Origin of the sequence: Clostridium magnum DSM 2767 (genome assembly GCF_001623875.1) — a bacterium.
In the GTDB taxonomy this organism is placed as follows: Bacteria; Bacillota; Clostridia; order Clostridiales; family Clostridiaceae; genus Clostridium_AM; species Clostridium_AM magnum.
Genome location: NZ_LWAE01000002.1, coordinates 690,755 through 715,492, shown reverse-complemented (window position 1 = coordinate 715,492; position 24,738 = coordinate 690,755). Strand labels below are relative to the sequence as shown.

The following is a 24,738-nucleotide window of genomic DNA, read 5'->3' as shown; positions in this document are numbered from 1 at the left end:
AAAAACAACTGTTAAAACCTTTAATTTGTTTAACAGCTGTCTTCCTGTTTGATTAAATCTCTTATTATATAAGATAATTTTTTAAGGCCAACTTCCATATCGCTATTTGAGACATAGGAGTAAGATATTCTTAAATGTTGATTATTAGAAAAATCATATATATTACCAGGATTAATAAGAATTTTTTCTTTTATTGCTTCCAAAAATAATTTATTCATTGATATATTACATTTTAGTTTTAGCCATATGTAAAATCCCCCTTTAGGAATATTCCATAGAGCTATATCTTTAAAATTTTCACTTAGAATTTCTAAAGTTTTATCTCGTCGATGCTTTAGTTGAATTCTTAATTTTTCAAGATGTTCAGTATAAAACCCGCTGCTAATCCACTCTGCCAGTATTAATTGAGATATTGAACTTGAGCCATAGTCTGTCTGCATTTTTATATCAGATAATCTGTCTATTACATGTTCCGGTCCAACAACCCATCCGATTCTAAAACCTGGTGCTAAAGATTTTGAAATACTTCCAAGATAAAGTACATTTCCATTTTTATCCTTAGTTTTTAAAGGCATAGGAGGTAACTCATCCATCCATAATTCCCTATAGACATCATCCTCAATAATAGGAATCCTATAGCTTTCACAAGTATTCAAAATTTCCATACGTCTATTTTCAGTCATCACAATTCCTGTAGGATTGTGGAAAGTAGGAATTGTATATAGCAATGTATTAACTTTTTTACCACTATTTTTTGATATTTCATCAGGAATAATGCCCTCATTATCCATCTTTAATCCGGCTAAATTCATTCCTAGAGACTGAAAAATATGTATTGATTTTAAATAAGACGGATTTTCCATAAGTATCCTGGAACCAGGTGGCAAAAGAGATAAAGAAATTAGCTGTAGTGCTTGAAGTGCTCCAGAAACAATAAGTATAGAAGCGGGAGACACATTTATGCCATAGTTCTTAAGATATTGACTAAGAATCTTTCTAAGCTCTAATAATCCTTTTGCTTCAAGATATCCCAGAGACTTGATTTTATTTGAATATTTATTCAAAATCTTGCTCATCATATCCTGTGGAAATAGCTCTGGCCCTGGTTCTCCAGTCCCCAGCCTAATTATATCTTTTTCATATTCTAATTTATTAACCATCTGTATAGTCCGCAAATTAGGTTTGTGTATACTTCCATCAATATAATTTTCCCAATTTAATTTTGAAGTTGAAGAGAGCAAAGACCATGTATTATTTATTATTCTAGTGCCTCCACCACCTTTACCTTCAACAAAACCTCTGCTTTTCAATTCATCAAGAGCTTCTACTACAGTACTTCTATTTACGCCTAACATCTCTGAAAGTTTCCTTTGTGAGGGAAGCTTAGTACCTATAACAAAATTACCGGTTGATATCTCCCTTATTATATAATTTACAATCTGCTTATATAAGGTAACAGAAGAATTTTTATCAGGTTTCCAATTAATATCTATCAATTTCCCCCTCTTTCCAAACACATATTATAAAGACTTTTCATCTGTAACTTCATATTGTAGTCCATTTATAACTATTTCCAATTCATTTCTAAGATCTCTATATATAGCCTCATCTTTTGCATTTTTTTTGTTTATAATTTTAACTTTAGGTCTTAATACAAAATTAGGATATACTTCTTCTACTACTGCTATTTCTCCATTACTTAGTCTCACTATAGTTCCTTCAGGATATGGAACTATGCATTTACTAAAAGCTTTAACCACGTCATAGCTGAACTGTGTTTGCCCATTAGCCATAATATATTCTACTGCATCATTAGGACTCATAGCTTTTCTATAAGGTCTGTCTGAAGTCAGTGCATCATAAACATCTGCTACAGCCACTATTTTAGCTAACTCATTTATTTCATCATCTTTCCTCATATCCGGATATCCTTTTCCGTCTTCTCTCTCATGATGTTCTAAAGCTATAATTCTAGCAGTTGCTGATATATCTATACTTCCCTTCAAAAAATCATATCCTCTTTTTGTATGTTCTCTTACAATACTAGTTTCTTCTTCTGTAAGTTTATTGTTTTTTTTCAATATTTCTTCTGGTACAAGTGCTTTACCAATATCATGAATTAATGCCCCTAAACATAAATCATATAGTTTTTTCTTATCTAATTGCAATTGTATTCCAAGAGCTAAAGATAAGACTGCTACGTTAACACAGTGTTGGTAAGTATAGTTGTCCATACTTTTTATATCTACTATGTTAATTAAAACGGTTTTTTTGCAGAGCATTTCCTCCATAATTTCCTTAACAATGTCCCCAATAGCTTTGAAATAATTTTGCTTTTCAGTTATATATTTTTTATCCTGCACATTATTTTTTGTTGCATTTAGATTGAATTTTTCAAAACTATAGAAGGTGTCCTTTATAGTTCTAACAGCTTTTTGTCTTAATTCTGGTTTTATTATATCCTCAACATTTTTTTCACTGTACTCATCGTTTATGTACATGCTAAACATTCCAAGTTGAACTACTCTTTTAATATAGTTTTCTGTTAGCTGTACACCTTCTCTCAGCAGAATTGTTCCCCTATCATCATAAATAGTTTTGGCTAAAAAGCTTCCTGCTTTAACATACTGTATCGGTACAAGCCTCATTCTATTCCCCCCTGTCTTAATCTATATAGGTAACTGGCACGTTACTTATTCCAAGTTCTTGTGCTGCCGCATATTGATCATATCCTGAAACTATTATCATGCTTTCCTTTTTTACTACAATTGGTTTATTGAATTTATTGTAATTTTTCATATAATTAATGGCTTTATTTTTTGCACGTTTTATTGATATATCTTCATTCTCATTTACTATGTCTGAGATATCTACTATTGCATCAGTTCCAGCTGGTATTTCATAATTCAAGTCTATTTCCCCATTATCGTTTTTATGCAAATTAAATATTTTTACTGAATCTGCTTCTACTGAAATAAAAGGAATGCCTTTACTATTGACACAAGCCTTTAACTTACCTTTAATCACAAAATAATTTGCATTTTTCATACCTGTTAATGCATTTTTCCAGTATTCCTTTTTTACAATCACTCTATAAATTGATTCTTTCTCATCATAGGTTCCTACTTTAAATACTAAGTTAACATCACCGTTTTCTAACTTATTTGCCTTCATAGGTACACCTTTGACAATAATTTCTCCTTGATTCATAAATTGACGCCCCCTTAATTATATAATTTTATAATTCACTTTGAACTTATAAAAACAAAACACCCAGAAAGTATGCCCTACTTCCTAGGTGTTATTAACTAAAATTATTCTGTAAATTCATATTCATTTTTTCACAAACTCCACACTTAATAAGGGTAATGCTATGCTCACCTTTAACAGATTTAGATGTTTTTAAATTTGCTTTAATCATACAGACTTTATCGTTATTAGTTAGCATAGCCTTCACCACCTTAAATTTATTTTAAAATGTTCATTAATATAATTATATCAAATAATTAAACTTTTATATGTTCTATTTTATCACTTAATACATAAAACTACAATATTGTACACTATAGAATTTAAATCTAATTATTATTATATAGTTGAACGTTAAACTTCACTGTACTATTGGAAAATTTTTTATTGTATTTCTATAGTTACTTTTTTCATTTTTTGAGGTTCCAAAGGCTTATCATTTTGATCTCTTTTTACGTTAACTATTTTATCAACTTCCTCTATTCCTTGAGTAACCTTTCCAAAGGCTGCATAATCTCCATCAAGTTGAGCAGTATCCTTTACCATAATAAAAAACTGAGAACTAGCTGAATTTGGGTCTTGACTTCTTGCCATTGAGAGAACTCCTCTAGTGTGCTTTAGATCGTTGTTAAAGCCATTACTTTTAAACTCTCCAGGAATGTTATCATTTGATCCGCCAGTACCATTTCCTTTTGGATCTCCTCCCTGTATCATGAAATTAGGAATTACTCTATGAAATATTAATCCATTATAAAAACCACTTTGCACTAAACTTACAAAATTATCTACTGTTTTAGGAGCAACATCAGGATATAATTCTGCCTTAATTACTCCTCCATCTTCCATTTCAATAGTTACAATAGGCTTTTTACCACTATATTTGCTTTTGTGGCTAGAATTACCACTATTTTCATTTATATTATCTTTTTTACTGTTTGAATCTGTGCTAGGAGCTTTTGAGCATCCAAATACTGATATAGACAGTATCATCATAGTAATAATGATTAAATTTTTCTTTAGATTAACAATTTTCATGTTTTGCTTCCTCCTTAAAGTATTAAATATTTTAATTAAATTAAGCTATCTTCCTTTAATAACTTAAACAGTGTGGGATTAAAATTAAATTGTTTAATTAAAGCCTGAACTTCAGCTAAAGCTTTCTCTCTCCTATCCTTAGATACATTACCTCTCGCTGCTCTAATTAATATATTTTTAGGTGAATGTGATATATCTATGAATTCTAAAAGTTGAGTTTTATAACCTAGATATTCCAATAAATTAGCTCTGACAGCATCCGTCATAAGCGCTGCAACTCTTTCCTGTACTATTCCATACTTTGTTAGTATAGATAGAGATTCTGATTTCATTTGATCATTAAACTCATGCTGACAGCAAGGAACAGAAAAAATCATTTTACTATTCCACTTTATTGCATTATATAAAGCATAATCAGTTGCAGTATCGCAGGCATGCAGCGTAATTACCATATCAACGTTGTTATTATACCTGAATCCATTTATATCACCAATTTCAAAATGTAGATTTTCGTAGTTATACTTTTTAGCTATTTCATTACAGCTTTTAATAACATCCTCCTTAAGATCTAGCCCTATCATTTTTACATTAATTTTTTTAATCTTAACAAAATAATAATAGACTATAAAGGTTAAATAGGATTTTCCGCAGCCAAAATCTAAGATTGTAAGTTCCTTAAAATCATTTTTCTTAACTTCATCATCTATAATTTCTATAAACCTATTTATTTGCTTATACTTATCGTATTTGGAGTTTATTACTTTACCTTCTTTTGTAAAAACCCCTAAATCTATAAGAGGTTCAATAATCATCCCCTCTTTTAGGATATAATTTTTTTCTTTATTATGACTTTTGTTTACCACTTTTGTATTATCACTTTTCTTTTTACCTAAGAAAACTTTACCCTTCTTAGACATTTTCAAATCAAATATATGTAAATTTGACCACGCTGAAAGTTGCTTATAATTCTCTTGTAAATACTCTATTAGTTTTTCTTTTAATATATCTGCATCAATATTTTCATGAAAAACTTGCTTATCAGTATACTTTTCTATTTGATAGTATTGTTTTTCCTTATTCTCTTTTAAAATGAATGTTATTTTATTGTATTTTACATCCTTGTTCATTTTATTACTAATAACTATTTTTATAATTTCTTCTTCTAGTATTTCATTAACTGCTTTTTTTAAGTCATCCATATACTACACTCACCTTATTTCTTATTTAAGTTACAAATTGCGTCTAATTTTGTATATTTTTATCCGATGGCTACCCGCTCTAATACTCCCATCTTCTTCAAAGTGTACGTTGCGAGCGGCTACGCCCCTGGATTCGTTCAACTAAGAATCAGGTGGTGTTTGAAACCCCATCTGATTTAAGTTTACACTTCATTAAAACATATTTACACTCTTTAATCTACCCACTTTTCTCCATATAATTATTCCCTCATTCATTTTTGGCTTCTAATTTCAACATAGTTTTAAATTTTAGTAATATTTAGTTGTTATAAATTAAAAATAATAATAAAATTATTACAGATTTATTTTAACAAATCAATATATTTTCAATGAGTTACAATATTAAATTTATTTGATAAGTGGGGTTAAACTATGTTTATGTACGTTTTTTCTATTATAATTATTGTGTTATCCAATATACTCTATAATATATCTTCAAAATCAATACCACAAAAAGCCAATCCATTTTCTTCATTACTCATTACATATTTGACCGGAACAATTATAACTATTATTGGATTTAAATTTTATAAAACTGATAAAGGATTTTTTCAATCCTTTCAAGATTTAAACTGGACAAGTGTAGCACTTGGTTTTGGTATCGTTGGTATTGAGCTTGGATATTTAATGGCATACAGATCAGGATGGGATATAAGCATAGGTTCTTTGGTAGCAAATATTATTCTTGCACTTATTCTTATCCCAATAGGGATACTGTTTTTTAAAGAAGGATTTGGGATAAACAAAATATTTGGCATAATATTATGTATAATTGGTTTAATATTTATAAACAAAAAATAGTAATTACTAAAATTACACTTCATATATTTTAGTATACTATTGGCAGCAATAATAAAAAGGTGCTAGATCATATCTAACACCTTTCAAAGTCCTATACCTTACTAAATAAATTGAACTTCATTTGGAACAAATACATAACTTTTAATATTTGAACTAGGGGAATTTAATTGTTCATAATTAAAAACCAACCTTCTAACATCTTCAACTTCTTTACCATTAAATTTTATATTTAGAGCTAAAATGTTAGCTATTCTTTTTAAATCTTGGTTTAAGTCCCTAAAAATTTTCTTATCTATCTTTAAATTTTCAAATTTTGCATTAGTTACTATTATTACTTGTTTTAGATTATCATTTATTTTAACATTAGTATAAATCACGCTTACACGCTCCTTAAATTTATTGTATATACATTATATATCATACTAATAATTATCGTCTAATAGTAAGTTTTGCCGCTATTATAAATATTATGTAGACTATTGGAATCCTGGGTTTATCTTTGTTAGATCTAAACTTTAGCCTTTTATTGTTTTCAAAAACCTAATCTTAATTAATAAATATGGACACCGTCACAAATTTCTAGTACTTTGTAGTAATAAAAGCCTCAGACTGTTTTCCCTTTTTAAGAGAATTGCCAGTCTGAGGCTGTAGTTTTGCTTTCGGCAAAAATAGTTTTTCTTTAGTGATTTGAACTTACAACACCAGGATTAGATATCAAGTGCAGCATGATATCCTTGATATACTGCAGTTGTTATAGTAGATGCGCGTACACAATCTCCGATTTCTCTAACCCAAGGTGCACAATCAACTAATTCTTCTACGACCTTTCTTCTTGACCTCTGTCCAAGTGCACAGATTACCGAGGTACCTGGTACAAGATGTTCTTCACCAGCTGCATCAGAGCATAGAACTCCTTCATTTATTACCTTTAATCCCTTATATTCTGTATGAACATAAATCTTATTCTTTTCGATTTCACCTAACAGAATTGGACGATGTCTTATATTTGCATCTGGAGCAAGTTCTGCTCTCATTTCTACTAGATGTACTGTCTTACCTTCTTGTGCAAGATGTATTGCAGCTTCACAACCTGCAAGACCTCCACCAAGAACTACTACTTCATTGCTAACCTTGTCCTTTTCTAAATAATAGTCATTAACAACAACTACGTTATCACCATCTAAACCTGGAATTGGTGGAACAAGTGGTTCTGAACCAACTGCTATAATTAGTGCATCAACATTTTCTTTTTCTACGTACTCTTTTGTAACAGTTGTATTTAACCTAATTTCAACACCAGCATCTTTAGCTAGTTTTCCAAGAGTAACACCTAATTCATACATCTCATATTTAAATGGAAGTGCTTGTTCTCCCTTAAGTATTCCACCTAATTCATCAGATTTTTCACAAAGTATTACTTTATGTCCACGTTTTGCAGCAGTGATAGCAGCTTGTAATCCGCCTGGTCCGCCACCTGCTACAAGAACCTTACGAGACTTTGCTGCTGGAATAACTTCCATTCCACCTAATTCACGACCGATTAATGGATTAACTGTACAACGCCTTGTAGATGTCATAGCACGTTCTGCCATACAAGTAAAGCATCTTAAACATTTTACAATATCCTTATCACGGTTACTCATAACCTTTTGTGGAAGTTCATGGTCTGCTAAAAGTGCACGAGCCATTTCAACAACATCAGCTTTTCCACTAGCTATTATTTCTTCCATCATTTCTGGATCATTTAACCCACCAAGAGTTGCAACTGGAACACTTACATGTTTCTTAATTTCAGCTGCAAGATAAACATTTGATCCATGTGGTAAAAACATAGAAGGATGTGTCAAGCCAAATCCTCTTTGGTATGTTCCTGCAGATACATGAAGTAAGTCTACTCTTGATTCCACTAATTTAGCAATTTCAACACCTTCTGCAAGATCATAGCCTCCTTCAAATAATTCAGAACCACTAAATCTAAATTCTATTGGGAATCCAGGTCCAACAGCTTTACGTACACTATCAAGAACTTCTTGTGCAAAACGAACTCTATTTTCTAAAGAACCACCATATTTATCTGTTCTTTTATTAAAATAAGGTGATAAGAACTGATTAATTAGCCATCCATGTCCACCATGAATCATAACCATTTCAAATCCTGCTCTTTTAGCTAATGCAGCAGTATCCCCATAAGCTTTTACTATATCGTCTATTAATTCTTGAGTAAGTTCTTTCACTTCACGACCATCTGGACGAACTCCAATACTTGGCCCCCATTGAGCCATTCCTTCTTTTTTATCCTTATCAGTTAAATAAGTTCCTGCATATTGTCCTGAATGAGATAATTCTACACTTGCAATTGCACCATGACGACGGATAGCATCTGCTGTGTATGTGAAACTTGATAATGATCCAACTGTTTGTAGATCTAAATGATACATATGTGAGGCCTCTGTTTTTGGATGAACCACAACTTCACTTACTGTAACAGATGCAGATCCTCCTTTAGCTCTTAATTCATAAAAAGCTGTAGATGCAGGTCCAATAGTGCAGTCAGCTGTAATATCTGTTCCTCCCATAGGAGCAGAAAACATTCTGTTTCTAAAAGTTACATTTCCAATTTTAATTGGTCTACATAGATTTGGATATTTTCTTTGCATACTATCATTCCCCTTATTAATTTTTATATTAAGTATTTCTGTTAATGTTCTTTGTTTGTTAATTAATTTACCTTGTATGTTAATAATATCACTAGATATAAAACATGTCAATTTTTACATGTTACATGTTATATATATTTTTAGTAATATTTATATTCTATCTCTTCAACAAGTAAGGCACATTGTAATAAAAAAAAACTATGTTATAATAAATTCATGAAGTTAAGACTTGAATCAGGTGGGATTTTAACCCCATCTGATTCTTAGTCGCACGAATCCAGGGACGTATCCGCTATAATACACCCTCTTGGAGAGAAGGGTGTATTATAGCGGATAGTCATCGGATAAATAAATGTGTATATACATAAAGGAAGAAGTGAATTCATGAGAACTCTTAAATATGCAATTTTAGGATTATTAAATAGAAAACCTATGACTGGTTATGACATAGCAAAAGAATTTAGTTTTCAATTAGCTAATTTTTGGACGGCAAGACATAGTCAAATATATCCAGAACTAAAAAAATTAGTAGATGAAAAACTCTTAGTTTTTAACATTGAAATTACTGGGGAAGTGTTAGAAAAAAAAGTTTATACTATTACAGAAAAAGGTAGAAAAGATTTCTTAAAATGGCTCCAAAAGGACGAACCTATGGAGCCAACACCAAAAAATGTTTTTCGCCTTAGATTATATTTTTCAAATAATTTAGATATGGACACAAGAATACAATTATTAGAGCATCAATTAGTTCAACATGAGGAAAGACTAACCTTTTTATTAACTCAAAGAGATCCTTATACTAGTGTTCCTCCTGTTGATGATGACTACTTTGGAGATTTTCTTGTTCTAAACGGAGCTATTATGAGAGAAGAGACACATATTAAATGGTTGAAGGATTGTATTAATTATTGTAAAAAAGGCAAAGAGGAATAAAAAGATAATCCTTAACAAGTAATTAAATAAATAGAATTAAGACACCAACTATTATAGCTGGTGTTTATTTTGTATAGAAAATCTAATAAAGTTTCAATTTTTATTGTTACAAAAATATATTTTCCCGCATATACTAACATTGTGATTATTTTTTGAAACAGGTGGTTAACATTAAGCTAAGTCCAGAGATAAATATAAAAGATTTGCAATTTATAGGAAAAGGCACCCAAGGTAAAGTATATAAAATAGACTCTCAAAAGTGTATAAAGATTTTTAAAAGCAAGAAAACCTGTAAGAACGAGCTAAAAACTCTATTGATGGCTCAAGCAGATATACATTTCCCTAAACTTTATGAATATGGTTCAAATTATATTATAAGGGAGTATATTAATGGCATTGAATTAGACGAATACTTATCAAAGCAGAAATTAACACCAAAGCTTTCAAGCAAACTCATAGAATTATATGAGTCTATAGTTAAAGTTGGTTATGCCAGACATGATGCGGCAATATTTCATGTCCTTTTATTGCCTTCCGGTGAGCTTAAACTTATAGACACTGCCAAGGCAATGAAAAAGAAGTCTGTAATTCCAAATCTGCTTATCAGTGGTCTAGAAGATCTTGGATACAAAGAAGATTTTTTTAATTTTTTAAAAAGTAATAGAGCAGATCTCTATACTCAGTGGATAAATTACTCCAAGAAAAAATATAAAAAAGTATACTGAAAGCTTGATTTACTTTAAGGTTATAAGGAGTAAAGGGGATGGTAATCTGCTTATGAGAGGTGATCTTCATATTCATTCGACTGCATCCGACGGTAGCCTTAGCCCGCGGCAAATAGTAAAGTTCGCGAAAAGTCGAGGCGTAGACACCATTGCTATTTCTGATCATAACTCGATAGATGGAATCGCTGAAGCCTCTGAAGCAGGCAAAGAATATGGTGTATCAGTAATTCCTGCTGTTGAGTTATCTACAAGATTTAATGATGAAAGTATTCATATTTTAGGATACTTTAGAAATAAAAAGTTTAACAGTACTGATTTTCAACAAATTTTAAAACTAGTAAGAACCCATCGAGTTCATAAACTTAGAAAAGTGTTACTTGGATTTAGGCAACATCAAACCTTTAACAAATATTTATCTAGTTCTGAGGGAATTCACCTTCTAAGAGCCTTTGGAGCAGCTGTAGTATTGGCCCATCCTGTTCGTATATCAGATAAAAACCTTCTCAGCCTTTTAAGTATGCCCTTTGACGGTATAGAAGCAAAATACTGTCGCAGCAATGATTATTATACAAATTTCTTTATCAACGTAGCCTTTAAAAGATTTTCTTTTTACACAGGAGGTTCGGACTTCCATATAAATAGAGTTTGTGATCACAAACATTGTCTTATTGGAGAACCATATCTTAATTCAGCTGAACTACGAAAATTTGTTAAAAGTTCTGGAGCATTAATCTTAGGTAGTAATATAATTATATGAACTATTTATATTCCTCTTGGTGGTGATATGAAAATGAGATTTTTAATTTTAAGTGACTCTAAGGGAAAAGAAAACGGCATAAACAAAAAGGTACTAATAAAACTTTTGAAGGAAAGTTGCAAACTAACACCTAAGCCTGAGTGTATTGTATTGTGTGGAGATAACGTTGCAGGCAGCGACGTAGAAGAGGTATTAGCTAGTCAACTTCAAAACCTAAGAAGCTTAATAGACAGATATTATTATGGAAAGCCTTTAATTCCTGTAATAGGCAACCATGAAGTTAATAATGACCCCCAAGATGATAGATACGAAAAAACCTTTAGCAGAATCTATAGTGATATGCTTCCTAATACGTATCTTAATGGTTATAACAGAACTGTATTTTATACAGACTATGATGATACGAGATTTATAGTACTTAATGCTTTTCACTTTGGAGAAAAGCACAAAATCGTGAAAAAACAGCTTTCGTGGCTTGAAGAAGTAGCTTCTGTAAATATAAAAAATAAGATTGTTTTTGTTCACTCTCCTGCTTTTCCTACGGGGGCGCATTTTAGTCATTGCTTAGACGCATATCCCGAGGAGAGAAATACTTTTTGGAATATTGTTCAGAAATGCAATATAGATCTAGTCTTCTCAGGTCATGAACATAATTATTCCAGACGAAAAATAGAATATAAAAAAGGAATCTATCAGGTTATAACAGGTGGCAGTGGAGAAAAGCTTAGAGATAAGTTTAAGGATAAGAAAGGAGTAATAATAGGTCCTATAGCTAAATATCATTTCATTATGTTTGATGTGGATTCAGATGGCATCAAAGTCTCTGCCATCACTTCTGAAGGAAAACTTCTAGATGAGTTTAAAATAGATAAATTCTAAGTAAAACACTGTAGATTTTTCCAGAGTATCATTGCTATAATTACCCTCATCCTACAAAAATACAGCTGCCTGTAAGTAGCTATTTAAGCCATTTACAGGCAGTTGCCTTATTATTCAAATTAGTGCTAGCCTAAGCTATATTTCTTTTGCCATCTTCTTCATTTTTCATTTTTGATTTAAGTACCTTGTAAATCACCCCAAGCATTATAAACCATACAGGTGTTACAAATAGAGCTATACGAGTTTCCTTATTAAGTGCCAATACAACTAAAACAAAAGCAATAAATGCTAGAATTGTATAGTTAGCCACTGGGTAAAGTGGCATTTTGAATTTGCTCTTAGCAGCAAGTTCAGGATTAGTTTTGCGATATCTTAGATGGCAGACAACTATAATCGCCCAAATAAAGATAAAGCAGAATGTTGATATACTTGTAATAAGTACAAATACCCCTTCTGGCATAATGTAGCTCAGAACAACTGAAATCAAGATAACAATGGCAGAGAATACTAGCGCATTAGAAGGTACTTGACGATAAGTTAATCTCTTCATTGACTCAGGTGCATGATTTTCTTTAGCAAGAGAGTAAACCATACGGCTTGTACTGAAGATACCGCTGTTACAAGCAGATGCAGCTGATGTTAGTACAACGAAATTTACAATACTTGCTGTTGCTGCGATTCCCACTGCAGAAAATACCTGTACAAATGGGCTTTTACCTGGGTTAATTGAATTCCATGGATATATACTCATAATAACAGCAAGTGCTCCAATATAGAAAATAATAATTCTAATTGGAATATTGTTAATAGCCTTTGGGATAACACGTTCTGGTTCTTCAGTTTCGCCAGCTGTTAAACCAACTAATTCGATTCCTGTAAAAGCAAATACAACCATTTGGAAGGAAAGTATAAAACCACTTATACCATTTGGGAACCAACCACCATGACTCCAAAGGTTTGTAAAGCTAGATACACCAGCATCTGTAGAAAACCCTTTAATAATCATAAATGCACCAACTATAATTAGCGCTAAAATTGCAACAACTTTAATTAATGCAAACCAGAATTCCATTTCACCGAATAGCTTTACTGTCATAAGGTTCATAATTAGTAAAACTACAAGAGCTACAAGACTTGGAACCCATTGAGCTATATTCGGAATCCAGTATTGTACATAAAGTCCAACAGCAGTTACATCAGCCATAGCAAGTGAAATCCAGCAGAACCAGTAGGTCCATCCAGTAATAAATGCTGCGGCCTCTCCTAGATAATCATGTACAAAGTCTACAAAGGAATGATAGTTTAAATTAGAAAGCAATAATTCCCCAAGGGCACGCATAATAAGAAAACAAATTACCCCTGTTATCATGTACGCAAATAAAATAGATGGCCCAGCCAAGTGAATAGACCTTCCTGAACCAAGGAATAATCCTGTACCAATTGCACCTCCAATTGCAAGCAATTGAACATGCCGATTTTTTAGTCCTCTTGATAAATTTTGATTTTCTGACATTAATTGATCCATTTTATCCCTCCATCTTAGTCAAAAGGCATGTACTAAAAAGTGCCTTTTCCTATATAAGTATTTTGTGATTGGAGATACAAATGGGAATAGATAAGATCTAAATTAAGTAATTGATAATGTATTACTTTTGTAAGATATGTTACCTGTCCCCTGTCCTTTTACCTGAGAGTTTCGTCATACGACTTTCTCCTTCGGTGCTCTATTTCGAGTCTCTCCAAGGGTTCATCCAATAGCGGTCATCTCTAACTAAATAGGTACCTGAAAGATTTACTTCTTCGGTGAATGGCCATAGCCATTACTCTCCCACTATCTTCATCTGAACTATTAATTTTCACCATTATATACTAATACATATATAATAAACTTGCAATATTTTTTTCATTTCTATTTAAATAAAAAGGTTATTTAGTCACAATTCCTAAAAATATTTATAATAAGGCAACTATATTAAGTCATAACCAAATAAAATTAAATAAATGAAATGGGGAGATGCATTTAATAGAGCATAAATAAGGAGAACATACTAAAAAAATATTCAGCATGTTCTTTTCATCAACAAAACTAAGCACCAGCTCTTAAACTGGTGCTTAGTTTTAATATATATACTTTATAATAAATGGGGGATTTATCATAAAATAGGATTTATTGTATTTTCTACTTTTTCTCTGGGATTGTATTGGTTTGGGAGAATCATAATTATATAGAGTTATATTAGCCCATAAACTTAGCAAGATCAGCCTTAGCATCTCCGCTTACTAACTGAAGGTTAAAGTTATCTTGTAATACCTTTAATACTCCAGGTGTTATAAACTTAGGTGCACTTGGTCCTACATGGATATTTTTAACTCCAAGGCTGAACAATCCAAGAAGTATAGCCACAGCTTTTTGCTCAAACCAAGATAACACTATGCTTAATGGTAACTCATTTACTGTACATCCGAAAGCTTCTGCTAAAGCTAAAGCAATCTTAACTGCTGAACCTGAATTGTTACATTGTCCAAGGTCGATAAATCTTGGAATGTCTGTTCCAGGTACAGTTCCAAAATCAACATCATTAAATCTAAACTTTCCACAAGATGTTGTTAAAAGTATTGCTTCCTTTGGAAGTGCTAAAGCTAAATCTCTGAAGTACTCTCTTCCTTTTGTTGGCGCATCACAACCAGCTATAACAAAGAATCTCTTTATCTTTCCAGCTTTAACTGCTTCTATTATTTCTGGTGCTATACTTAACACTGTGTTGTGATGGAAACCTGTTGTAAGTGTTTTATCAGAATCTTTGTTAACAACTTTTAATGATAATGCTTTTTCAATGATTGGACTAAAGTCATCATTAACTATCTTTGGAACACCTTGAAGTCCTGCAGTTCCATAAGTCCAGAATCTATCTCCATAATTTCCTGTAGTTATTGGCATTAAGCAGTTCGTTGTTCCAAGTATCGCTCCTGGGAACTCTTCAAATAGCTTTCTTTGATCATACCATGCTTTACCTACATTACCCTTTAAATGAGCGTATTTCTTAAGCTCTGGATATCCGTGAGCTGGAAGCATTTCTGAGTGAGTGTATATGTTAATTCCTTTACCTTCTGTTTGCTTTAATAATTCTTCTAAAGCATAAAGATTATGTCCTGTAACCAATATACAGTGTCCTTCTACCTTATCTTGAGATATTGTAACTGGAGTTGGAACACCTAATTTTGCTGTATGAGCTCTATCAAGCACGTCCATTATTTTAACTGTTGCAGTACCAACCTTTAAAGCCATTCCTATGTTCTCTTCTAAACTAAAGTTTGAATTTGTAAGTGTTGTATATAAAGCTTCTTGAGTAATGCTGTTTACTTCTTCATCGGAAGCTCCAAGTTCTTTTGCATGAGTTGCATAAGCAGCTACACCTTTAAGTCCATATATCATTATGTCTTGTAGACTTGCTATATCAGGGTTTTTACCACATACTCCAAACTTAGTACAACCTGTAACTGGAGTTTGCTCGCATTGGTAACAAAACATTGGGTTTGGTTCAACCTTCTTTACTTCTTTAGCCTCATTGTTATCATTGTTTTTAAATAATCCAAACATATATCATTTCTCCTTTATTTATTAAAATATTTTAATTTACTTTTTGTATCTCTACAGTCATATTGCGGTATTATTTATAAGTTTTTCATCTACAACTATATAATACTATATCATCCAAATTAATTCGGTAACGTATGTTACAAAAAAATACTTTTCATATAAAAGTTTTGCTAACTTCACCAATTTTACTTAAATTTTATTTCATTAACTCCAACTCGACCAATAAACTCATTAAAAGTCTCATTTTCCAGTTTATTATCTTTAAAGAAAATTATTATTTTTTCAAGGACTATATGAACCTCATCAGCTTTTACACGATAATTTAGATTTTCGGCAAATTTTCCATTTCCATTTAACGTGCCACCTATCCATAAAGTGAACGCATCTTCATTACCATTTTCAGTTTTTATAACTGCTCCTTGAAGACTAATATCTGCTATATGTTTTTGTCCACAGGAATTAGGGCACCCCGTAAAATGAATACGAATTGGCGTGTCTAATTCAATTTTAGAAGCAAGATATTTAGTAACTTTTTTAGCCAATTCCTTTGTTTCAACAATAGCTAGATTACAGAACTCCTTTCCAGTGCAAGAAACTGTATATCCCATGAATGGATCTGGACTAGGAGATAAGCTCTTAAAGATATCCCTGCTTAATAAAGACTCTACATCTTCATCATTTATCCCTACAATAATCAAGTTTTGAGATAAGGTGGTTCTTAGTTTACCGTCTCCATACTTTGCTGAAATATCAGCAAGTTCAAAAAGTTCATGAGAACTAATCTCACCTAAAGGCAAGTTAATTCCGATATAACTTTTACCTTTTTGCTTTTGAGGATGTACTCCAAAGTAATAGGAAGCATTCCATGAGGATAGTTTATCTTCACCCATATCTGGCATTTCTCCAATAAGCTCAAATAACTTACTTTGAAACTTTTCTACTCCCCAGTCTGCTACCAAAAATTTCAAACGGGCACGAGTACGCTTTTCTCTATAGCCATAGTCTCTAAAAATAGTACATACTCCCTCAGCAACTTTAACTACCTCTTCTGGTTTTACAAAAATATTCAGCTTCTGCGCTAAATAAGGGATAGCTGAAAGACCACCTCCAACCCACACATGAAAGCCTATAATCTCTTTTCCTGCAATATTTTTTACCGCTGGAGTGAAAGCAATATCGTTAATTTGAGCATGAGCTGCATTTTGTGTACTCGCAGATATGGATATTTTAAATTTCCTAGGCAAATTAGAAAAATCTTTGTTATTTAAAAATAATTCATTAACTTGCTCTACAATCTCCCTTGTATCCATAAGCTCGTCTCTATCAATACCTGCAAGAGGATTTCCTATTATTGTTCTTGGACAATCTCCACAAGCTTCAAAAGAACTCAATCCACAAGCTTTAAGTCTTTCAAAAATATAAGGTATGTCCTGTACTTTAATCCAATGAAATTGTACAGCTCCTCTTGTAGTAACATTGGCAATACCTCGTCCATAATCCTTAGCAATAAGCGCTAAAGTATTTGCCTGTTCTGAACTCATTATTCCAGAGTTTATACGTACTCTCATCATAAAATATCCGTTTTTAGGTTTTTGTTCGTAAACTCCAGCCCACTTAAATCTATTCATATCTTCACCGGTTATAGAATCATAACCTTCCTTTGAATACTTTTCTACTATGGTCTCTATTACATCCAAACCATCCTTCTCAAGTTTGATAACTTCCACTTCATTTAATTTTTCATTTTTAGACCAAACTGCATCATAAGACATTAAAAATCCTCCTTCAATCGCATAGAATTCCTAGAACGAAACTCAAAATAAATACTACTCTTCTTCCCCTCAGGTAAACCTATAAAACCTATTGATTTAATATGTTTATATAAAAGCATTTTGTATTCCATTATACCTTTCAATTGCTAATTATGCCGTGACTATAATCACGTATTAGCCTTCTGTAGATATTTTCAATCAATAGTTATTAGTTCTTCATTTGTAATTATTCCATTTATTCTTACATCTGAGCTTTCCATGTGATCAACCTCCACTCTTCTAGTCTGCTCTTCTATTTCTTTTATCAGAGCAAATAAATTAACTAAAAAAAGCTATTGCCTGCTACAGTAATTAGCCATAACAGCAATAGTTTTATATCAATCTGAAAATGTAACCTAATTATATCTTTACACTATATCCTCTTTTAATAAATTCATCCTTAATCTTTTCTATTTCAATCCCCTTCATTTCCGCACCTTTAGGTATTGTCACAAATCTTCCTACGGTATTCAACTTTGCAGGATCTGATATACTTTCAAAACCTATTTCTTTCATAATCTCAATTACTTCCGGATCTTCTTTATATAGTTGATACACTGTCTTTGACAAATCTATTACCTTACTCAAATAATCCCCTCCTAGTTTTTTTATATTCTCCCTTTCAAATACTAAGATTCTGATAAAATTGTATCAAATATTCTTTATAAATAATGTGATTTAAATCACTAGTTAAATCTTATTTTCGCAATAACACATAAATTTCAACCGTTCTATCTTAAAATTTGATTTTGCCAATATTTCTGGCCAAGCCTTAACCATTTCATATATCTTATTTTTTTCATAACTTGGTAAATCATCCCAAGGTACAAGCATTGGATCAGTCTTTTTAGTGTTATCCTTAACTTCACCATACTTCCAACCTGCCTTTTTCCTATAGTTATACCAACTCTTATGTTCATTTTCAGCTAAAACTTCTAATTCTCTAGCTGTAAACTCTATAAAAATTTCACTTTCTTTAACAAAAACAACATCATAATTTATTTTAAGTAAAGCATTAGGAATATTTTTCACCTGATGTCTAATAGAGTTTTTGGTATCTTCATTAAGCTCCTGCCATGGCCTACTATAATCTGAATACATTTTTTTTTCGTAAATAGTCATTGCAAGACTCTCAATTCTCTCACTATAAAATGCATCATGCATTAAATGACGTAAAAATTGTTCTTCATCTACATGTAGTTTTAATTGTTCTTTAGATGGTAGATATGATTGCTCCCACTTTTTCGCATTTGTCAGCATACTCATTTCCAGTATTGCTTCCATAGATCTTGATTCATGTTTATATCTTCTAATTTTAAGTAAGGCTCTTAGTACCCCATCATCAATTTGAGCTTCACCATTATCATTTATAAGATGAGATACTTTACGTTCCAATAGTGAACGTAGTAGCATCGCTCTTCGAATTATAAATAAATGGTCCCATTTTTCATCAGTTTGATTAGGTCCAAGAATATTTACATAACCTCTTAAACGACTTATAAAATCTGGGCCTTTCGCACCTTTAAACTCAAGTAAAAAGTTCTTTTGTTCATTTTCATCTTTCAAATCTTCTCCACAAAATTCTTTAAAAGTACTACTTGTTCCTCCAGCAAATACAAAAATGGCTTTTCCTATAGGATGGATAGAATCTCCTTCTCTAAATACACCATCCTGCATTGGAGCTAAGAGATATTTTAACCATCCAAGCTTTCCCTCAAGAGCAGAATCAAATTCATCAAAAAATACTAGTGGAATTTTTCCTTCTAATACAATGTCTCTTACTTTATGAAATGAATTCACTAAATCTAATGGTGAACGGAATTGAGATAAATTGAAATCTAGTTTTTTAATTAAATTTGATGCAATACTATTAGCTACTTCTACTATACCAAAAGATTTTCCTGAACCAGGTGTTCCAAATACAGCAATAGAAAGAGGCCTAACTGTATTTTTAGTGGATATGTATTCCATCATAAGATTTTTGATACTTCTATAACTTTCTATTTCCGCCTTATCTACTGTTGTTAAGTTCCCAAATTGTGCTATAGGAATAGATTTCAATGCACTTTTAACTCCATTTTTAACTATATCATACGCTATTTCAGCTAGGTTAGTAGAACTTTTATCTTTTAAAATATACCAACAAGAACGACAATTAGAATTTGGTGACACAGGCACTAATACATCTTGCACATGATCCTTATGTACAAAATCTTCTTCCTTTTTAATAAATATTGAAGGATTAGGAAATGAATATTTTTCAATATTTTCTCCAAAACCTTCAATAAAGTATTTCTGAGCCGAAACAATTCCTTGTCGTATTCCTGTTCCTATTGATTCATATAACTCTTCATTATCTTGACTTCCCGTAACAATAGCACTTGCAAGTCCTGCTACAAAACAGGATGTAAGCCCAATCATTTTACCTTGAGTATCTTTAATAAAACTTCCTTCAAATCCATAGGGTAGAAAATATAATCTAGTTTCAGGTGCACCCTCATTTTTATAATAAATTGCACCTTCAAGTCCAAAAGGTATTATAAGGTGACGACAACTTGCAAGGAAAGCAAGATTGGGATTGTTACTAATTTGCCAAACAAAATCTTGTGCTGTTCTCTCCCATGAGAGGCTTTTACTTATATTAACACCCTTTGAACGCAAATCATCACCATTTATAATAACTATTGTCTTTTCATTATGAAACTTTTGCAAATGCTTCCAAAGCTCGCTAGAATCGATAGGATTATTCATTTTATATAATATAATCGGTGATGTTTCAGTAGATTTTAAAGCCAAAGGCCAAAAATCCTTGCTAAAATTAAAGCCATTATCTTCGTCATCCAATATAACCATATCTGCACTGGGATTGTCGTTCATTATAGGGAGTAATCTCGGCATACCTGACATAGCTTCAGTAAATCCCATCAAACGCTTTATTCTATACACATTACTACTATTAGTTTCATCATCGTATTTAGTAAACATATTCAAATCTACAGTAGAACTAAGAAACTCTCTTTGCCAGACCCATTCTATATCACGTATCTGCGGTGAAAATACCGAAGCTTCTGTTGCCAACTCTACAAGCTTCGATAGAAGTAGTGCTTCTCCTGGTTTTAAAGTATTATGCATATTTAAATGAGTCTGCCAGTTTAAGCCGTTATTACTCTTAGGATATGTTACCCATTGCAGTACATTTATACAGATATCCCCTGACACCACAATTTTGAAATTTTTATTTTTCATCTTTAACCTCCTATCTTAATAAATTTAGCACAAGTAGCATATGCATTGTTGTACTAAATTTAATCTTACTATATTACCTTTTTACTATAAGATTCTAATTGTACTTTTGTTTCTTCCAACTGCCTTTCTACAATGCTTGCCTCTTCTATATGATTTATTATAGTTTTTGAGGTTATTTTTAATATTTCATCAACATTCATTATTTCTTTACTCATGTTTTCGATATGGTGTTTTTGATTTATTAAAATCTTCATTACTTCTCTTGCTTCCTGATCAACTTTTGCTATAGAAGATAAACTTTCTTCTATCTTTTCTGCTGCATTTCCCGAAGTATTAACTCCTTTAGCAATAACTTCTTTTGATTTATCAGAATTATTTAAGACAACCTTTGTTTCATGCTCTATATCATCTATTAATACAGAAATATCCTTAGCGCTTTGCTTGGTCATTTCCGCTAAGTTTCTTATTTCGCCTGCAACTATAGCAAAACCTTTTCCATGCTCTCCTGCCCTAGCTGCTTCTATCGATGCATTTAAAGCTAATATATTTGTTCGATTTGCTACATTTGTTATTAGCTGTATAACTTCATTCACTTTGGAAAATCGTCTTGCCAATTCATTTATGTTTTTAGTGTTATTCCTATTCTCATTTTCTAAGGACCTTACTATTTCTACAATTTCTTCAATAGAATTTTTACCTTGATATGATTTCTTAACTGTATCTTTTGTAATTTCTATAAGGTTATTCCCCTCTGAGTATAATTTATCTGTTAAGTCATTAGTATTTTCTGTTAAACTAGAAATTTCACTCATATGTACTTTTACTTCATCAGCAAGCTTTTCTAAGACATCATGTTGATCGTCTACCATATGGTGCTGTTTTACAGTCCCAGCTAACAACTTGCTCATCTTTTGAATAAAATCATTCGTTTCATACTGTAATTGTTTTTTCTTCTTTTTTCTTTCTTCATTATCTCTTACTTGCTTATCATCTAAATTTTTAAGTTTCTTGCTTTTAAATAAGTTCATTCATCTTCCTCCCAAATTCTTCTCTCTATTAAATATCCCTAAAATTTTCTTAAGAATTATACCTTATATCGTTTTAATACTTGTTTTACTCACTGTTAACCTGTTCTAATAGCAAAGTTATAATAATGATAATTAAAAAATGTTTGTTAACATATTTTAATTTATTATGCTTAAAAGGGATGTGATTTAAATCACATCCCTAAATTTCCAATTATTGCAAATCAATTTAAAAGCAAAACAAAAAGGATGACTCAGATTATTTTTAAGACATCCTTTATTTTTAAACCTATTTCTTCGCAATTCCGATTCACCATATTTTAGGACCTTGTTCTAAATATTCCCACTGAAACTGTTCTGGAAAATTCAACATAAACTGCTGATAAAGTGGTCGAGGATCATGATCATTTATAAGTTCCATTGTGCCACCTAATGTTAATTCTTCAAAAGCTTTAAAAATGATATCTTTCTTGTGACCTCTTTCATAAATTCTAGAATCTATGCTTACATCAAAGTTTGGCATTATTAATTCCTCCTCGTATAATAAGTTTATAGCAGTTATTTACTGCCTATAAACTTATTTATTTTTTATATTTTGTATAGATTAAGAAAGCATCTCAATTTTTCTAGTGGGGATTCTCCCAATTCAGTATTGCTGATTCTTATACTTTCCGATCTATACTGTTTTAACCTACTATTTATTAAAGGATTTTCTAATGCTAAAATAGTCATAACGGAACTTTAGCGAAGGTTACTGCTGTATTCCTCCTGCAAAACACATTGTGTTATTGCCTGTAAAGCTTGCAGCCTGACCAAAGTATCATATTCTGCTTACACAAATGTTGCATCTCCTTTCGCAGCCACCAGCAAGGTTTTGCGTCTGGATGAATGCTAATTACGCGAGGTTGCAGTTAGTACTTTGGATTAGGATAATCCTTTCTAATTTCCTCATTATTTTTGAAAGGTGGTGATTTCATGAAGAAATTAGATTACTTATCAACTCTATTTGTTGGTATCGATATTGGTGCGAGACAAAATGTTGTCTCTGCTATTAATTTTGAACAGGAATTCTTGATTAAGATGAAACCTGTTCCTAATACGCAATTTGGTGCAGAGCAACTTGAATCCATGCTTGTTAAGGTTTTAGAAAACAATACTTTTAAAGCTGTTATAATCGGCTTAGAATCTACTTCCTTTTATGGAGTACATATAGCCAATTTTTTATCTGCTAGTGAAAAACTTATGACTTACAAACCTTATGTTTACTGCTTGAATCCTAAGGAAGTTGCTAACTACAAAGAATCCTTTAATTCTCTTGATAAAAATGATGGCATTGACTCTTTTGTTATTGCTGACTTTGCAAGAGTTGGCAGAATTCATATTGAACCTTGGCGTGGTTCTCAATATCTTGCTCTGCAAAGACTTACAAGGCACAGACTTCATATTGTTGAATGCTTAACTAGAGAAAAAACTTACATGTTATCCAATGTATTTCTTAAGTTCAGCGAATTTGCATTATTACAGGGAGAAGATCATCCTTTTTCTAATAAATACGGTGCTACCGCATCTTCAATACTTACTGAATTTCTATCTTCCGAAGATATTGCAAATACATCAATTGAAGAACTTGTTGACTTCGTCAATAGAAAAAGTCGGAAAAGGATTTCTAATCCTCAGATGACTGCTGAAATTTTGCAGCAAGCTGCACGTAATTCATACCGTCTTGATAAATGTTTGTATGAGCCATTAACAACCTCTATTGCTTGTTCTTTCAACTGTATTCAGGCTTTTGATAAAGAACTTAAAGGTATTAACAAAGCCATTGAAAAAGCTGTTATGGGAATGAATCCTGTGGAATACAAAATATTAATGTCTATTCCTGGTTTTGGCCCTGTTTACTCCAGTGGCATTCTTGCTGAATTAGGAAGTGTGCATGCATTTCCTAGTAATGATGCTATTGCTAAATACGCTGGCATCGTGTGGAAAGAAAATCAATCTGGAGGTTTTAAAGCTGAAAATACACCTATGAACAAAGCTGGTAACCGTTATTTACGCTATTATCTCATAGAAGCTGCAGGAAGTGTTGTTTGCCATATTCCTGAATATCAAGAGTTCTATCAGAAGAAATTTGCTGAAGTAACTACACATCAGCACAAACGAGCACTCGCGCTAACATCTCGTAAACTTATTCGTATGATTTTTGGATTGCTGGCTAAAAATCAGCTCTACTCTTCAAATAGAGTAGATTAATCTATATAAATTATACGAACATACTTTCTCATTGGACTGTATGTTTATTAAGGTTACCCATTTTTAAAGAAATCATTTGATTTTCTTTTCATTTTGTTCTTGACATATTACCAAATTGCTTTAAATTCCTCTTTATATGATAGAATTATATACTACTAAATAAATTGTACATAATCTGGAACAAATGAATAACTAGTAAGGCTTGGATCATTAATAGGACAAAGTAAGCTACTATAATTAAAAACTAATCTTCTAACATCTTCAACTTCTTTACCATTAAATCTTATATGTAAGGTTAAAAGATTAGCTATTATTTTTAAATCATTATTTAATTCCTTAAAAATTTCTTTATCTATTTTTAAGTCACCAAATTCAATATTAGTTACTATTATAACTTGCTGCAAACGGTCATTTATTTTAATATTAGTGTAGATCATCCTCAGCACCCCTTAGAACTATTATAAATACATTAATTCATTATATATTAATGAATAATTATAGTCTAATAGCAAGTTTTAGCATTATTATAAATAT

The 24,738-nt window shown here is 31.6% G+C and carries 22 protein-coding genes and 1 riboswitch; of the genes, 6 read left to right on the top strand and 16 right to left on the bottom strand.

Annotation, left to right across the window (positions count from 1 at the left end; translation table 11 throughout):
- Positions 1-29: 29 nt before the first annotated feature.
- The 6 genes from pdxR to CLMAG_RS10730 all read right to left on the bottom strand — a co-directional run bounded on the left by pdxR (position 30) and on the right by CLMAG_RS10730 (position 5,483).
- Positions 30-1,496 (bottom strand): MocR-like pyridoxine biosynthesis transcription factor PdxR, encoded by a 1,467-nt coding sequence (gene pdxR / locus CLMAG_RS10750; RefSeq protein WP_066621915.1) that lies wholly within the window; start codon positions 1,494-1,496, stop codon positions 30-32.
- A gap of 24 nt (positions 1,497-1,520) precedes the next feature.
- Positions 1,521-2,648, bottom strand: a complete 1,128-nt coding sequence (locus CLMAG_RS10745; RefSeq protein WP_066621913.1) for an HD-GYP domain-containing protein — start codon at positions 2,646-2,648, stop codon at positions 1,521-1,523.
- Positions 2,649-2,664: 16 nt separating this feature from the next.
- A complete protein-coding gene (locus CLMAG_RS10740) occupies positions 2,665-3,210 on the bottom strand; it encodes a ParB N-terminal domain-containing protein (RefSeq protein WP_066621911.1) in 546 nt (181 codons plus the stop codon).
- Between the two features lie 94 nt (positions 3,211-3,304).
- Positions 3,305-3,448: a hypothetical protein gene (locus CLMAG_RS32380; protein ID WP_161486953.1), complete on the bottom strand. Its 144-nt coding sequence runs from the start codon at positions 3,446-3,448 to the stop codon at positions 3,305-3,307.
- A 185-nt stretch (positions 3,449-3,633) separates the two neighbouring features.
- Complete coding sequence (locus CLMAG_RS10735) at positions 3,634-4,095, bottom strand: peptidylprolyl isomerase (protein ID WP_242873031.1); 462 nt, start codon at positions 4,093-4,095, stop codon at positions 3,634-3,636.
- Between the two features lie 224 nt (positions 4,096-4,319).
- On the bottom strand, positions 4,320-5,483 hold the full coding sequence (locus CLMAG_RS10730; protein ID WP_066621907.1) for a class I SAM-dependent methyltransferase: 1,164 nt from the start codon (positions 5,481-5,483) through the stop codon (positions 4,320-4,322).
- A 411-nt stretch (positions 5,484-5,894) separates the two neighbouring features.
- Between CLMAG_RS10730 and CLMAG_RS10725 the strand changes: the two genes are divergently transcribed.
- Positions 5,895-6,323 (top strand): EamA family transporter, encoded by a 429-nt coding sequence (locus tag CLMAG_RS10725; protein ID WP_066621905.1) that lies wholly within the window; start codon positions 5,895-5,897, stop codon positions 6,321-6,323.
- A 101-nt stretch (positions 6,324-6,424) separates the two neighbouring features.
- Here CLMAG_RS10725 and CLMAG_RS10720 read toward each other — a convergent pair whose 3' ends face one another.
- A complete protein-coding gene (locus tag CLMAG_RS10720; RefSeq protein ID WP_066621903.1) occupies positions 6,425-6,700 on the bottom strand; it encodes a hypothetical protein in 276 nt (91 codons plus the stop codon).
- 330 nt (positions 6,701-7,030) lie between these two features.
- On the bottom strand, positions 7,031-8,980 hold the full coding sequence (locus CLMAG_RS10715; RefSeq protein WP_066621901.1) for an oxidoreductase: 1,950 nt from the start codon (positions 8,978-8,980) through the stop codon (positions 7,031-7,033).
- A gap of 384 nt (positions 8,981-9,364) precedes the next feature.
- Between CLMAG_RS10715 and CLMAG_RS10710 the strand changes: the two genes are divergently transcribed.
- From CLMAG_RS10710 to CLMAG_RS10695, 4 genes are all read left to right on the top strand, one after another.
- A complete protein-coding gene (locus CLMAG_RS10710) occupies positions 9,365-9,913 on the top strand; it encodes a PadR family transcriptional regulator (protein WP_066621899.1) in 549 nt (182 codons plus the stop codon).
- A gap of 161 nt (positions 9,914-10,074) precedes the next feature.
- The gene (locus CLMAG_RS10705; protein ID WP_242873030.1) at positions 10,075-10,638 is read left to right on the top strand and encodes a hypothetical protein; all 564 of its coding nucleotides are present in this window, start codon (positions 10,075-10,077) and stop codon (positions 10,636-10,638) included.
- Between the two features lie 52 nt (positions 10,639-10,690).
- On the top strand, positions 10,691-11,395 hold the full coding sequence (locus CLMAG_RS10700) for a PHP domain-containing protein (protein ID WP_066621897.1): 705 nt from the start codon (positions 10,691-10,693) through the stop codon (positions 11,393-11,395).
- A gap of 33 nt (positions 11,396-11,428) precedes the next feature.
- The gene (locus CLMAG_RS10695; RefSeq protein ID WP_066621895.1) at positions 11,429-12,274 is read left to right on the top strand and encodes a metallophosphoesterase family protein; all 846 of its coding nucleotides are present in this window, start codon (positions 11,429-11,431) and stop codon (positions 12,272-12,274) included.
- A gap of 130 nt (positions 12,275-12,404) precedes the next feature.
- Here CLMAG_RS10695 and CLMAG_RS10690 read toward each other — a convergent pair whose 3' ends face one another.
- The 7 genes from CLMAG_RS10690 to CLMAG_RS10660 form a co-directional block, all read right to left on the bottom strand.
- Entirely contained in the window at positions 12,405-13,799 is a 1,395-nt protein-coding gene (locus CLMAG_RS10690; protein WP_066621893.1) for an amino acid permease, read from the bottom strand.
- A gap of 140 nt (positions 13,800-13,939) precedes the next feature.
- A riboswitch (glycine riboswitch) is annotated at positions 13,940-14,027 on the bottom strand.
- Positions 14,028-14,510: 483 nt separating this feature from the next.
- Complete coding sequence (hcp, locus tag CLMAG_RS10685; protein WP_066623029.1) at positions 14,511-15,803, bottom strand: hydroxylamine reductase; 1,293 nt, start codon at positions 15,801-15,803, stop codon at positions 14,511-14,513.
- A 254-nt stretch (positions 15,804-16,057) separates the two neighbouring features.
- Positions 16,058-17,644: a nitrite/sulfite reductase gene (locus tag CLMAG_RS10680; protein WP_066621891.1), complete on the bottom strand. Its 1,587-nt coding sequence runs from the start codon at positions 17,642-17,644 to the stop codon at positions 16,058-16,060.
- Between the two features lie 399 nt (positions 17,645-18,043).
- Positions 18,044-18,271: a DUF1858 domain-containing protein gene (locus CLMAG_RS10675; protein WP_066621889.1), complete on the bottom strand. Its 228-nt coding sequence runs from the start codon at positions 18,269-18,271 to the stop codon at positions 18,044-18,046.
- Between the two features lie 102 nt (positions 18,272-18,373).
- Complete coding sequence (locus tag CLMAG_RS10670; protein WP_066621887.1) at positions 18,374-20,929, bottom strand: RyR domain-containing protein; 2,556 nt, start codon at positions 20,927-20,929, stop codon at positions 18,374-18,376.
- 68 nt (positions 20,930-20,997) lie between these two features.
- Positions 20,998-21,957, bottom strand: coding sequence for a methyl-accepting chemotaxis protein (locus CLMAG_RS10665; protein WP_066621885.1), 960 nt, complete (start codon positions 21,955-21,957; stop codon positions 20,998-21,000).
- Between the two features lie 307 nt (positions 21,958-22,264).
- A complete protein-coding gene (locus CLMAG_RS10660; protein WP_066621883.1) occupies positions 22,265-22,477 on the bottom strand; it encodes a DUF2249 domain-containing protein in 213 nt (70 codons plus the stop codon).
- Positions 22,478-22,929: 452 nt separating this feature from the next.
- Here CLMAG_RS10660 and CLMAG_RS10655 point away from each other — a divergent pair, with 452 nt between their 5' ends.
- Positions 22,930-24,204, top strand: a complete 1,275-nt coding sequence (locus tag CLMAG_RS10655; RefSeq protein ID WP_066616512.1) for an IS110 family RNA-guided transposase — start codon at positions 22,930-22,932, stop codon at positions 24,202-24,204.
- 155 nt (positions 24,205-24,359) lie between these two features.
- Here the strand turns inward: CLMAG_RS10655 and CLMAG_RS10650 are convergent, their stop codons facing one another.
- A complete protein-coding gene (locus CLMAG_RS10650; protein WP_066621881.1) occupies positions 24,360-24,641 on the bottom strand; it encodes a hypothetical protein in 282 nt (93 codons plus the stop codon).
- Positions 24,642-24,738: the final 97 nt, after the last annotated feature.

What these genes read in the sequence shown, in the direction of transcription:
- CLMAG_RS10695 (WP_066621895.1), top strand. Translation starts at nt 11,429, where the DNA reads ATGAGATTTTTAATTTTAAGTGACTCTAAGGGAAAAGAAAACGGCATA.
- CLMAG_RS10730 (WP_066621907.1), bottom strand. Translation starts at nt 5,483, where the DNA reads ATGGATGACTTAAAAAAAGCAGTTAATGAAATACTAGAAGAAGAAATT.
- CLMAG_RS10710 (WP_066621899.1), top strand. Translation starts at nt 9,365, where the DNA reads ATGAGAACTCTTAAATATGCAATTTTAGGATTATTAAATAGAAAACCT.
- CLMAG_RS10715 (WP_066621901.1), bottom strand. Translation starts at nt 8,980, where the DNA reads ATGCAAAGAAAATATCCAAATCTATGTAGACCAATTAAAATTGGAAAT.
- hcp (WP_066623029.1), bottom strand. Translation starts at nt 15,803, where the DNA reads ATGTTTTGTTACCAATGCGAGCAAACTCCAGTTACAGGTTGTACTAAG.
- CLMAG_RS10680 (WP_066621891.1), bottom strand. Translation starts at nt 17,644, where the DNA reads ATGTCTTATGATGCAGTTTGGTCTAAAAATGAAAAATTAAATGAAGTG.
- CLMAG_RS10745 (WP_066621913.1), bottom strand. Translation starts at nt 2,648, where the DNA reads ATGAGGCTTGTACCGATACAGTATGTTAAAGCAGGAAGCTTTTTAGCC.
- CLMAG_RS32380 (WP_161486953.1), bottom strand. Translation starts at nt 3,448, where the DNA reads ATGCTAACTAATAACGATAAAGTCTGTATGATTAAAGCAAATTTAAAA.
- CLMAG_RS10655 (WP_066616512.1), top strand. Translation starts at nt 22,930, where the DNA reads ATGAAGAAATTAGATTACTTATCAACTCTATTTGTTGGTATCGATATT.
- CLMAG_RS10700 (WP_066621897.1), top strand. Translation starts at nt 10,691, where the DNA reads ATGAGAGGTGATCTTCATATTCATTCGACTGCATCCGACGGTAGCCTT.
- CLMAG_RS10650 (WP_066621881.1), bottom strand. Translation starts at nt 24,641, where the DNA reads ATGATCTACACTAATATTAAAATAAATGACCGTTTGCAGCAAGTTATA.
- CLMAG_RS10690 (WP_066621893.1), bottom strand. Translation starts at nt 13,799, where the DNA reads ATGGATCAATTAATGTCAGAAAATCAAAATTTATCAAGAGGACTAAAA.
- CLMAG_RS10670 (WP_066621887.1), bottom strand. Translation starts at nt 20,929, where the DNA reads ATGAAAAATAAAAATTTCAAAATTGTGGTGTCAGGGGATATCTGTATA.
- CLMAG_RS10735 (WP_242873031.1), bottom strand. Translation starts at nt 4,095, where the DNA reads ATGGAAGATGGAGGAGTAATTAAGGCAGAATTATATCCTGATGTTGCT.
- CLMAG_RS10660 (WP_066621883.1), bottom strand. Translation starts at nt 22,477, where the DNA reads ATGCCAAACTTTGATGTAAGCATAGATTCTAGAATTTATGAAAGAGGT.
- CLMAG_RS10665 (WP_066621885.1), bottom strand. Translation starts at nt 21,957, where the DNA reads ATGAACTTATTTAAAAGCAAGAAACTTAAAAATTTAGATGATAAGCAA.
- CLMAG_RS10725 (WP_066621905.1), top strand. Translation starts at nt 5,895, where the DNA reads ATGTTTATGTACGTTTTTTCTATTATAATTATTGTGTTATCCAATATA.
- CLMAG_RS10740 (WP_066621911.1), bottom strand. Translation starts at nt 3,210, where the DNA reads ATGAATCAAGGAGAAATTATTGTCAAAGGTGTACCTATGAAGGCAAAT.